At 67.8% G+C, this 12,087-nt stretch carries 6 protein-coding genes; all 6 read right to left on the reverse strand.

What is annotated here, in order from left to right; translation table 11 throughout:
* Positions 1-3: 3 nt before the first annotated feature.
* A complete protein-coding gene (locus ABD143_RS21715) occupies positions 4-1,719 on the reverse strand; it encodes a PGN_0703 family putative restriction endonuclease (protein ID WP_343981557.1) in 1,716 nt (571 codons plus the stop codon).
* 966 nt (positions 1,720-2,685) lie between these two features.
* On the reverse strand, positions 2,686-4,629 hold the full coding sequence (locus ABD143_RS21720; protein WP_343981361.1) for a DUF262 domain-containing protein: 1,944 nt from the start codon (positions 4,627-4,629) through the stop codon (positions 2,686-2,688).
* 208 nt (positions 4,630-4,837) lie between these two features.
* Positions 4,838-9,868, reverse strand: coding sequence for an AAA domain-containing protein (locus ABD143_RS21725; protein ID WP_343981364.1), 5,031 nt, complete (start codon positions 9,866-9,868; stop codon positions 4,838-4,840).
* A gap of 745 nt (positions 9,869-10,613) precedes the next feature.
* Positions 10,614-10,925: a hypothetical protein gene (locus ABD143_RS21730; RefSeq protein WP_343981366.1), complete on the reverse strand. Its 312-nt coding sequence runs from the start codon at positions 10,923-10,925 to the stop codon at positions 10,614-10,616.
* A 22-nt stretch (positions 10,926-10,947) separates the two neighbouring features.
* A complete protein-coding gene (locus tag ABD143_RS21735) occupies positions 10,948-11,160 on the reverse strand; it encodes a hypothetical protein (protein ID WP_343981369.1) in 213 nt (70 codons plus the stop codon).
* 151 nt (positions 11,161-11,311) lie between these two features.
* Positions 11,312-11,851, reverse strand: a complete 540-nt coding sequence (locus ABD143_RS21740; RefSeq protein WP_343981371.1) for a DEAD/DEAH box helicase — start codon at positions 11,849-11,851, stop codon at positions 11,312-11,314.
* Positions 11,852-12,087: the final 236 nt, after the last annotated feature.

The raw sequence follows: 12,087 nt of genomic DNA on the forward strand, positions 1-12,087 counted from the left end.
CAGCTACCGGATCGGCGCGGCGCGATCCGTGTCCGGCAGGTAGCGGGCGCGCATCGCGTCGACCCAGTCGGCGAGCTCGCCATGCCGGCCCACAACGTCGAGGAACGCTCCGAGGCCCCACCACGCCACCGACACGGTGGGCTGCTCCTCCGCCACCCCCTGGACAACCCTCGCCGCAGTTCGGTCGTCGTCACGGCTAAGGACCACCGCCAGCGCCGCGTCCAGCGGATCGACCCCAGACTTCCCTCCCCTCCGCACAGAGTCGGTGAGGAGCACAGACCTGAGAAACTGGCTTCCACCCGCGGCGACGATGCGCTCAGCCCTGGTGACATCAATGCCGACGTAGCGCAGCGCCTCGAGGTATCGCGCGGGCTCGAATGCCGACGCCGAGAACCTGTCGGTGTACTTCACCTCGACGGTGATGATCATCCGACGGTCGTCGGACGTCCGGACGGCCGCAGCGATGTCGAAGCCACTCCGATCGCAGGTGTGCTCGAGACGCGGCGGCGCCCACTCCGCCTGCAGGCCGTCCAAGCTCCAAGGATCTCCGCCCGTTTCAACACGGTCGAAGGCCACGAGGTGATGCCCGGACAACTCGGACAGGACCTCGAGCGCGATCTCGCAATGGGCCCTCATTTCGCCGACGATGCTGAACGCCAGCGGCTGGCTCGACAGCATGTTGCGCCACAGCCGATCGGTCTCGACCATGCCCTCAGCGGCCTTGATCACGGGCACCCGAGCCCGGGCATAATCGACGGCAGCCTGGGACATCAAGTTCCACCCGGCGTCCTCAGCTCGAACGCCGTCGTGGACCGCGGGCAACATGCTGTCCCCCGTCGCGGACCTGGTCCGCGACGTGGTCGGCGGGCCGGCCGGGAGACCGAGGACCTCGTCCCGCCAGCGGCCCTGGTGCGCACGGTATTTGCGACTTGTCGCCGAGTCGGAGGAGATGACGGGTCGTCGAGATCGCTGCGCGTGCCAGACGGCGTGATCGAGTTCCCACGGGGTGCAGCCGAACGTCGCAGCTGTCTCAACGAGCACAGCACGAGCCTCCGGAACCGAGGGACGGCGACCGAGGATGCCCTCGAGCCACCGCAGCACCATCCGGTCCGGCTTGATCACGTCGTCGTCGCCCAGCAACCTCCAGAAGTACCCGAGCCGGACGTCCGACATCCCGTTCCCGGGCACCGAGCGCAACTTGTTCGCGACCGCCACCATCCGAGCCTCGTCGGCGAACAGCAGCGGCACGTCCCGGGACAGCTCGACCCCTGCCTCGACGAGGATCTGCGCATAGCGGAGAGCCGCCGCGGCCTTCAGGACACCACCGCGGCTGCTGGTCCGTTGGCGGTTCCGCAGGACATCCTGCGCGAAAGGCTCGACGCCTGCCGCAGAGGCATCGGCGACGAATGCGCTCAGCGGCTGTTCGGCCTCCGTCCCGATGACGGCTGGGGCTCCCCCAGCCTCGAGTGGAACGAGCCGTGCCTCCTTGGCGTACCGCTCGCAGGTCCGGACCGTGGTCGAGTAGCGCGCCCCGATCGGGGGACCGCCTCGAGCACGCACAACCTCACATAGGCCCAACGTCTCGTCCGCGGGCGGACGACGAGCTCGGTAGCAGCGGAGATGACGGCGCTGTGATCGTCCATCAAGGTCGGCGGCCTCCCGGCGGCTCGATCCGATGTTGAGGGACTCGACGCCGAACTGTTGCCTTCCCCTGATCATCGGCACGACAGACCGCCCGTAACGGATCAGCGGCGCTCGACGACCCTCTCAGCAAGCCCGCTCCTGATTTGAGCTCCCTCCGAGGGAGCTGATGGCCTAGCAAGCTCGAAGCCTGGATCCGCTGGACGAACTCGCGTCACCTGCATCCAGCTCAGCCGGAGGTGGTTCTGTGGGTTGGGCCTCATACGCTGAGGACGTCATCGACCGACACAACGACAACCTCCACACGCACGAGGAACGTCCAATCGCACCCGAACGATCTGCCCGCCCCTCCGCCAGTAGGAGGCAAGATCGGAAGGCGCCGCGCACGATGGGGAGAATCAGGAAAATCCTGAAGTTTGCGAGACCTGGTTCGAGGGCCGACCTAGCCTCCACGGTTGCGGAGCTCAAGAAGGAGAACTTGCGTCAGCAGGCTCTCCTCGCAGCCCTCGAAAAGGACAACGGCGTTCTCCGCCGCGCAGTGCAACGGCTCGAGAATGAGAGGCGCACGCTGAGAGCCGAACTCGCAAGAAAGGGAATTACCCGGTCTCGTTCACGTCACGCCAACGATCAATCGGAGAGTACCGCGAACAGACGTGCCACGTCGCGGGACCGGAAGGTGCGCGTTTGGAGACGGGAGCCCAAGGTCTGACTGACGGGCCGATTGCTTCCTTGCTGCGGGTAGATCCCGCACCGAGAGAAGTGGCTTGCAGGCGCGGCGCACCATCATCTGTTGCGCGCTACGTTCTCCCACCCTGAAAACGGCTTGCAGGTTCCGGGTATGCCGGACGTCGGCGACGGTGCGGAACCCTGCCTGCTCGAGAGTGCCAAGGCGAGCACGACGTCCAGCGCTCCCTTCAGCACGGACAGCGGTATGGCCCGGAGCCGGTTCTCGACCTGCTGGGCGCTGAGGGCGTCGAGCTGGTGGCGGGCATCTGTCGCAGGTTGTCTGCCTGGCCCAGTATGGCCGTACCACGGGCGGCGAGGCTATCGGCCGCCTCGACGAGCCGCCGAGCGTTGCCAAGCCCGTTCTGGGTGATCGGCCCGGCATGCCTGTGCTTCCAGCACGGCGTCGAGCCGAGTGGGTGACCAGATCCGGTTCGCCAGCTGGAGCACGAGGTCGGTGCGCTCACGTTGCTGGTCGATGCCGAAGTAGTCGTACGGCCGGAACGGCAACCCTTCGCGCTCGATGAATCGCTGGAACTGGGGCTGATGCTGATAGGCGGCCCCAGTGAGACTCGCTGCGAACAGGTTCTGCTTCGCGTAGTGGGGTGCCTTCTCCTCGAAAGGCTTGGCTTGGAAGCTTCGGTTCACATCGGCAGGCAGCAGAAGCAGTGCGCCGATTCCGTCGCGTGTCTCCCAGAACTCGTGCGGGCTGGCGAAATGAGATTCGTAGCGCCCGGCGACGTTCGCCCAGATGTGCTCGATGTCGCTGGCATTCTTCTGGGTACGATCGACATAACTAGCGAAGAGGTCCGGCTTGCCGGATTGCGTCTCGACGTATGCGGTGAGGCGCGCGAGCAAGTGATAGACGTAGCGGCGGCTGAACTGGTTCAGCCCGAGCGCTGCGATCCCATGACGACCGCGGCTGGCGCTGCCCTCGAAGGAGACGTCGTCATCGGTGGCGAGCTTTCGCTCCAGGATGGGGATCAGCTCCGGAAGGGTGACCCCGCGGACGTCGCGACAGAGCAGCCACATCGCGTAGCTGACACTTGAGTAGCCGACCCTGACGTAGTTGACGACCCGTCGCATGACCCAGATATCGAGGTATATCGCCATCGCCGCGATTTTCCTACGAACGGTCGTCTCGTCGTCGGTGCTGCTCAGCGGAGCGAGCAAGACCGTGTTCTGCCAGGTGAACTCGTTATGGGCGTTGTAGAAGACCGCTTCGAGGCCGGGTGTGTAGGTCCTGCTGGCTTCGAGGATGCGAAGGTACGCCCTCGCGAAGAAGGGGAACTCCTCCGTCATCAGGCGGACGTTGCGCTTCGAATCGCCCGCGCCGATCCGATCGGCGTTGTCCCGGAGCCAGCGGTGGAATACCGTACCGATGGTTTCCCAGTCACGGTCCGCTGATCCGGCGCGACGATCCCGGATGCTCTCGGCATACTGCGCGCGTAGCCAGGATTTGATCGCCACCGCCCCACGGTCGGGATCGGGGTTCGGCGACCAGGACGACAGTTCGAGCAGGGTCCGACGCCATTCGCGGTTCGCGCGGGACCGCTCGTCGTCCGTGTCGACGGGAGCCAGGAGCGATGCCTTCATCATGTCGGTCGGGCTCAGCGGCTTCCCACGGTCGTTCATGGTCTCGAAAATCGCGTATGCGTGCTGATCGGTCTCAGCGACGATCTCGATCAACCCAACGTTGCCGAGCAACCAGTAGATGAACGTGGACAAGGCGTCGCCAAGTTCCGCGGCCGGATCGATACGTTCGATGTCGCGATAGCGCGCAAGGATCGTCTGGACGGACTCGTCCTTGCCGTCGAGCTGGTAGTCCTCGCCCGCGAAGAGCGCTCGGAGGACAGGAATCCGCTCCTTGATGTCAAGGTTGAAGGTCTCTTCACCGTAATTGTCCGAGTAGATCAGGGGCTGGATGGTAGAGACAACCGGCAGCTGACGTTCCTTGGCCTCGCGGTAGAGGTAGATCAGCAACAGAGTAAGGGAGGTGACGCGTTGCTGGCCGTCCACCAGGTAGTGCTTGCCTCCCCGCATGGTCACGATGATCGAACCGAGGAAGTAGTCCGCGTATCCCGTTGCTGCCCGGGGACTGTCACCCTCCTGGTAGGACGCGAGGAATTTGGTCTGGAGATCGACCAGCAGCTCCTCGATATTTTGGGTCTCCCACTTGTACTCGCGCTGGTACTCGTCGATCGCGAACGTCCTGCTCTGCAGGAGCTGCGTGATCGTCCGGTAGTGCGGCATGACGCTGGACATCCGTCCCCTTCGTGGCGGGCTGGGTGTGGGCGGGTGTTCTTCTCATTCGAGCGGCGATATCTGGTCGCGCAGACGCCGAGCCCGGCTGTCCGCGTGGCCGTGCAGACGTTCGGCGTCGGCCAAGACCGTCCTGAGCAGCCGGGTGGCCTCGCTGAGGTCGTCGAGGAGCCCCGAGCAGGTCGCCTCCTGTCTCGGGCAGCGCGGATAGTTACCTCAGCCCATCACTCGGGATCTCGTAATAGGTGCCCCGACGCTCACCGCGCCGCACTAGCGAGCCGTCCTCCACCAACGCGGTCAAAGCCTCCAGGGCGGTCCGGGAGTCGACACGCAAGATCTGCCGGACAAGCTCGTTGGTCAGCTTGCGCCGAGTCGCTGCGCGCAGGATGGTCTCCCGCTCCTCCGGCCCGACGACGTAGCGGCGAGCCGGGCGATCCGCCGGCGGGTTCGCCTGCTCGACGTGTTCCCAGCCCGGGAGGACGTAGCGGGTGCCACGCGTCTGCCCTGTGCGGACGAGCTGACCTCGTTGCACGAGCCCGGACAGCACGCCGCGTGCCTCCACCTGGGTCATCCCGAGGACCTCAGCAACCTGAGCCGTCGAGAGCGGTCCTCGTCCCGCCATCATCAACAGCAGGTCGGAGTCGTCGGCTGTTTCCGTGGTGTGCACGGCGAGCACCGCCTCGACGACGGCAACAGCCGGTGCGGAAACAGTGATCGTCTCGACAACTGATGGCGGGGCGGGCAGGGGCACAGCCGCACCTACGGGCGACACGAGCGGGAACTCGAGCGCCGGGGGCGCTATCTCGACCTCGTCAATCTCCTCCTCGATCGGCGTGCGCGGTACCCACGTCCCGTCGACCACGTCACCGAGCGGCCCGATCCCGAGCGCGTCGAGCCTCTCCCACACCGGCGCGAGTGCGCGCTCGGGGTTGAGCACGTACTCCGACCCCCGGATGCGCTCGAAGGTCCACCCACACCGCTTGAGCTCCTGCTCACGGTGCAAGTCGGCCAACTGCTGCTCCGAGGTGGTATGGAACGCATCGCCGTCGCATTCGACCGCGAGCTTCCCGGCGCCACCGGTCACCACGAGGTCGATGCGGCGGCCGTTCGTCTCGACCTGCGGCGTGACGTGGTACCCGCGGTCGATCAGGTCGCGGTAGACCCGTTGCTCGAAGAGCGAGTCGAACTTGTCGTGACGCCGGTCGCGGGTGACGTCCGTGAGCACCGGATCGACCCGTGCGCCTTCACCAGAGGTCATGTACTCCAGCAACGAGCGCCGGAGATCACCGTGCCGGAGGAGATCAGCGGTAACGGAGTGGAACAGCCAGAGCTGATCCTGCGCACGCGAGACGGCCACGTTGTACCGCTGCTCGAACTCGCGCCTGGTCAGCGGCATCGGCGCGCGCTCCCCTGGCGCGACCACCATCGAGAGGAACACGACGTTCCGCTCGTCGCCCTGGAACTCCGGCGGCGTACCGACCCGGATCCGCCGACGTTCCCACTCCTCGGTGTCCACCACGCGCTTGAGCGCGGATTGGATGATCTCGACCTGCGCCTGTCCCTGCAGGACGACGACGCCGAACGACTTTCCGTCGTACGCCTTGTCGTCCAGGCACAACGCCATGGTCTGCGCGATCTCCTGCGCTTCGATGACGTTCGCCATCGCGCTGCTCTTGCCCTCGGCGAGGCCGCCCTCGACGTAGGTGCTCCTGAGCGGCGGGAGCCGGTCGGCGCCGAACTGCCGCAGCGGCACCAGCGGCGCGTCCCGGTAGAACGCGTTGGAGCACCAGTTGATGATCTCCGGCATGCAGCGGAAGTGCTCACGAAGCCGGATCACTTGACCGAAGCGGCTGCGCAGCAGGGAGAACACGCTGTCCCGCGGTGTGAAGCTGGTCCGGAGGTACTGCGGGATGTCGTGGAGCTCGGAGTCGATCCGATTGAAGACCTGTTGCAGGGATCCGCCGGTCACCTCGGACGGCGTGCACTGCTTGTCGTCGCCGACGACGATGACCCGCGGCGCGAGCCAGAGCAGGAACGCACTCGTCAGCTCGGCCTGACTGGCCTCGTCGACGATTACGACGTCGAACGCGTTGGCCCGCGGAGGCACGGAGGCCAGCACCTGCTGGATCGGCATGACCCAGGCGGGAACGGCGTCCTGCGCCACGCGCATGGCGTCCCGCGCCGCCTGCCGGTAGCGCTCGGCGTACTTGCCGGTGCCCTTGCCGACGTTCGCCATGTTGCTCTTGTACGACTGCAGCGCCTGGACCTGAGTAGCGCTCATTCGCGACAGGCAGGCCCGCCACGACCGGGCCGCGGCGAGCCGGCCCGTCAGGCGAGCCAGGTCCTTGACTGCGACGGCGAGGTCCGCCTCGAGCTGCTGCTCGCGGCCGGGATCTACCTGCAACTCGAGCCAGTTGGCCGCGCACGCGCGGGCCCAGGCCTCGGGCCAGCGACGGAGGCGCCGGGTCCACGACTCGTCGGTCGGGTGCGCACGCATCTCCTCCGCCAGGGACGGCGACGCCTGGTGCGTGCGGTCGAACAGCTCGTCGGAGCGCTTCTGATCCTCGAACTGCCGGAGCGCGAAGCTGAGCGACGAAAGCGCCTCCGTGTACGCGATGGGGTCGGCGAGATGGTAGGCCTCGACGACGTGCGCCATCTCGGGGGCGCGAACCGCGAGCGGGATCGCGGACAGTAGGTCATCCCGGGCCTTGTCGAGCTCGGCGCGGGCGATCGCCGCCGCCCGAGCGTGGGTCACCTTCACCGCGACGGCCGTGACCTGCTCGACGGACGCGATGTCGAACAGCGTCGGCCGCGACGCCGGCGGCAGAGCCACGAGGACGGATCGGAGCGCTTCACCCGCCGCGAGAACACGCGACACGGCACCACAGGCGGTACTGAGCTGGTTCAGCATGTCGATCAGAACGACACGCGGCTGGCCGAGCGAGACCCCGATCTGGAGCGGGGCGAATGCGGCGTTGATCTGCTGCGCAGCCTCCATCACGCCGAGGTGGTGTCTGGCGGCATGTGCTGCTGCTGCGGAGTCGACCGGCTTGCCACCGACCAGCACGATCTGCTCGTACGGCACGACAGCCTTCTGCTCCGCACTCTTGAACATCTTGCGGAGCGTGCCGCCGGCGTCCAGGTGCGCCGCGAGCGCGCCGAACGCCTGGCCAGCCACTGAGATGTCGATGTCGGCGGTGACGGCGACCTCGGCGTAACCGGCGGCCTGGTCGTGGCCGGCGGCGACGTCCACCAGCCCGAGCTGCTCCGTCGCGCGCTTCCAGACGTGCGGGCCGGTGCCGCCGAGCAGCGCCGACGTCACGTCGCGCGCCCACTCCCGGTGGGCTCGGAGGTTGCGCAGCCCGATGAGTGCTTCGTCTGCCTCCGCACACACGGGACCGAGCCGGACCAGGTTTTCGGCCGGGAGCCCCTCCAGGATCCCGACGAGCCCCGCGCCGTCACCCTGGCGAACCGAGTCACCGAGCGCAACAGCGTCCGCGAGCTCCGCGAACCGATGCGGTGCGAGCACCTGGTTCCGCTCGGGGAGTCGCTGGTGGCGGCGTGTGCGACGCTGGTCGGTCTCCTTGTCCAGCAGCGAAAGCAGCTCGTCGAGCTCCGCGGCCGTCAGCGGGAGGCCGCCCTTCGCTCCTCCACCGAGCCATCCGTCGCGCTCGGCCGTCTCACCGAGACGCGTCGCGATCTGAGCCAGCGTTCCCTGGAATCCGGGAGCGATCTCGGGATGCTGGTACGTCTCGGCCTCGCGAACAGCCCGGATCTCCTCCAGCAGCCGCGCCCGGTCGCGCTGCGCGTGCTTCAGCTTCTCCGTGAGGTCGGCGATCTCGCGGTCCGAACGTGCGGGATTGAAGTCTGCCTTCTTGCCCGCGAGCGTTCCGACGCTGCGCGAGAGGTCCGAGTTGCCCTTCGCCGAGGCATCGGTGAGCGAGACACAGAGCTCCTGCATCTCCTCGGGCAGCTTGTCCCGCAGGACGCGCAGCGCCTGCGCCTTCTCAGCCGTGACCAGCACGCGCTGTCCACGGGCCAGCAGCGAGCTGACCAGGTTCGCGATCGTGTGGGTCTTGCCGGTGCCGGGAGGCCCCTCGACGACGACGCCGCTGTCCCTATCGAGCCGGTCGATGATCTGGGCCTGCTCCTCGTTGGCAGGCAGCGGGAAGAGCGGAGGCTCCGCGGATCCGCCACCGGCCGCGGATCCCGTCCGTTCGAGCCAGGCGACACGCTGTTCGGGCTCGATCGGCTCGACGAGCTGTGCCAGTCCCAGCGGGATGGGCGCTGACTCGTCGGCGAGTGAGTCGACGATGGCGTCGTAGTAGGCGCGGATGGCGAAGGCGCCGCGCGGCCGGGCCACGATCGCCGGGCTCATCGAGACGAGTGCCTGCGTGGTGCGCTCGTTCTCCCACGTATCGCTCACCCGATGGGCGATCTGCAGGACGCGGGGCGCCCACTCCTTGAGGAACTCGGGCATGGCCGGATCGATCGGGCTGACCACCTGCTCGAGGAGCTTGTCACGCAGGATCGCGCTGCCCGAGAGGTCGAACGACTCCAGGCCGGACAAGATCTCGTCGTCCTCGAGGCGGATGGCGGCGTCCTCGGCCAGGACACAGATCATGTCGCCGGACTCGAGATCCTGCTCCACACGCACGGCTTGACTGATCATGTGGACGCGGACCGCCGACGTGCCCGTCTCGGGGGCCGTGCCCATCTCGGGGGTCTGAAGCAGGCCGGACGAGAGGACGACCTCGACCGACTCGGGCTGGTCGGCGGCCAGCCGGTGCATGTCGAAAAGCGCCTCGAAGACCTCCCGGCGGGGCCGGCGGAGGCGCTCCTGCTCGGCCCACGGACGCCAGTCCACCATCCATGCGTGGAAGAGCCCCGCGACATCCGGGCGGTCGTGGATCTGGGCGGCTCCCTCCCCCGGCAACGTCGCCTCACTCACCAGCACCGGGTCGGCCAGGTCGTCCTTCTTGTCGCGAACGACCCAGCGCCGTAGCTCACGGGGCATCCTCGGCTCCGGCTCCCGCGGCACCCGCGCGGCGCGGAGCACCTCGGAGCCGGGCCCGGCCGGGCTCTGCACCGTGCAGCACTGCTGCGCGTCGTGAAGCCAGAGGGTCTGGTGGTAGCGATCGACCGTACGAGTGGGGGCGTACCGTGCCGCCGCCATCTGACGGAGCACTCCCATCAAGCGCGACACTCGGTCCCTGATGCCGGGATCGTGCTCGTAGGCCATCTAGCCTCCCTCACCGCCGCCCTACCTGGGCACCAACGGCGTATCGGGCACTTCGACACAGCCGTGACACACCCAAACGGGGTTCACTCAAATTGGGTAAGCGCGCCCGCATCGGTCGGCTTGTGCGGTCCGGGGAAGTAACGCGACGGGGCGAGCGGCCGGCATTCGTGCGGGACGCAGCTGGCGGCCGTGTAGCGGGCTTGCCGGTCTCGGCGTGATCTACATCGGTGCGCCCGTCGCAGCGGCGGTGCAGCGGCGCAGGGCCGCGTAGAGCGCCTCGAGCTGGCGGACGGTGATCACGGAGATCGGGACCTGCCCGGGCGTCGGGCTGATGTTGTTGGGGATAAAGCCGAGGTAGGCCTCGCGGGTCGTCCTCGAGCCCGGCGTCGCGCAGCCCCTCGGTGAGCTGTAGTCCAGTCCAGCGAAACCGCGGACGCCGCCTGGTCGGTCCGCTCGGCCTCGGCCCGCGGCTGCATGAGCAGCTTCCGGGCCGCGCGGCGGCCCGCGGCGTCGGTCACGGGGACGGTCCTACGGAGGTAGATCAGCTTGCCGGTGGGGTCGGGCCGGCGTAGGCGCTCACCCGACTGCTGGTCAGCGTCGGTGTACGTACTCAGCGGCGATGAGTCCGACGTGTCCGTGATCTGCTGTAAACGTGGGCATGATCAATGCGGGAGCAGCGCCAAGGCGGGGACGTGCCGAGGCCGGACGACGCTGAAGTGCCGACGATCGAGCGTCGCTACCTCGCTCAAGCCAAGTCGCTCGGCGAGGGCGATGACCGTCGCGTCGGTGGTCCCCAGGCGGGAGGTCCGCGTAAGTCTCGACGAGCCCGCAGCCCGCGGTAGTCCGCGGCGATCAGGTCGACCAGTTGGAAATCGCCGTCCGCCAGCGCCGTCAGGAACAGCGCTTCGACGCGGGCGCCGGCCTCACGGGCCCGCAGGTAACCGACCTCGGCGACGACCGTCCCCGGGACAAGGAGTGGACGGCTGGCCAACTGCAAGCCGGTGAACAGCTCCACGCAGGCGTGATGATGATCGTCGCAGACCAACGCCGCGGCCACGATCGGCCGGTGCCGCAGAGGATCACGCCGGGCGGCGCAAGCCCGCGTCCAGCAACTCCTCCGAACGCGCAGCGACATCGCTCCGGCCGGCGCGGCCAGCGCCGAAGAACGCCGGCGGCCACGGCCGATCCGACGCGGACGTCAGATGGCGGCGAGCCTCGGCCAGCACGGCGGGCACCTGCTCGTCGGGCAGGCGCTCCACCAACTCGCGCAGCTCATCACGCTCAGCGCTCATGACCACAGCCTAGCCGTCGGTGGCCGGCCAACCGCAGTCATCAGGCATCCCGGCGTGTGTACACGATCCGTCACCTGGCAATCACGCAGGGACGCTCACGCTGCGGGTCCGCCGCGTCGGCTACGGCGACAATTGGCGAAGTCTACGCGGATCAGGAAAGCCGAGGCTGACATATCCGGGGGCCACGTTTCGCCAGCGACGATGCGAGCACTCCGGTGTCGACGTCGTGGTAGTCGTGCACCTCGACGAATTCCTTGCCCGGGAACGGCCGCAGGACGCGCCCGACGTACTGGACGAGCCGACCCTTGAACGCAATCGGCGCGGCAAGGAACACGGTGTCCAGCGCCGCGCAGTCGAACCCCTCACCGACGTACGGACCGGTAGCGACCACCAGGAGCGGCCCTTCCTCGGGTCTCAACCGATCGAGGGCGGCCACACGCCCGCGAGCCCCTATGCCACCACGTAGCACGATCGGATCACGCCCGGCGCCGCGCAGCGTCTCGGCAAGCGCGTCGACGTGTGCTGTCCACTGGGTCAGCACCATGCAGTGGCGGCCACGGTCAAGGGCGGCCAGAACGTCGGCGACCAGCTGTGTGTTGCGGTCCTCGTCGGCAACGAGATCCCGGTAGATCGCGGCCATCCCGCCCGGCGCCGATGGATCGGCGTCACCACGGTATTCGAACGCGGTCACGTGGACCGCGAGCAGCCGTTCCGGGACCCCACCGGCGGCCGCGGAGGCGAGGGTGCCCGGGGTGGGCGCCGACATCGTGTGGCGCACCGGTCCGAGCTGTAGCGCGATCAGATCATCCAGCTCGTCACGCCGGTGGGGAGTCGCGGTCAGACCAAGCCACCGCTTCGCACGGATCTGGCGCACCGCGTTCTCGAACGCAGGCGCCGAGTCCGCGCCCTGCGCTTACCAGATCACCG

The sequence above is a fragment of the Pseudonocardia aurantiaca genome, from assembly GCF_039526725.1.
Lineage (GTDB): Bacteria > Actinomycetota > Actinomycetes > Mycobacteriales > Pseudonocardiaceae > Pseudonocardia > Pseudonocardia aurantiaca.

Bases quoted from the DNA above. Each gene is read 5' to 3' on its own strand.
- ABD143_RS21715 (WP_343981557.1), bottom strand. From the start codon at position 1,719: ATGATCAGGGGAAGGCAACAGTTCGGCGTCGAGTCCCTCAACATCGGA.
- ABD143_RS21720 (WP_343981361.1), bottom strand. From the start codon at position 4,629: ATGTCCAGCGTCATGCCGCACTACCGGACGATCACGCAGCTCCTGCAG.
- ABD143_RS21725 (WP_343981364.1), bottom strand. From the start codon at position 9,868: ATGGCCTACGAGCACGATCCCGGCATCAGGGACCGAGTGTCGCGCTTG.
- ABD143_RS21735 (WP_343981369.1), bottom strand. From the start codon at position 11,160: ATGAGCGCTGAGCGTGATGAGCTGCGCGAGTTGGTGGAGCGCCTGCCC.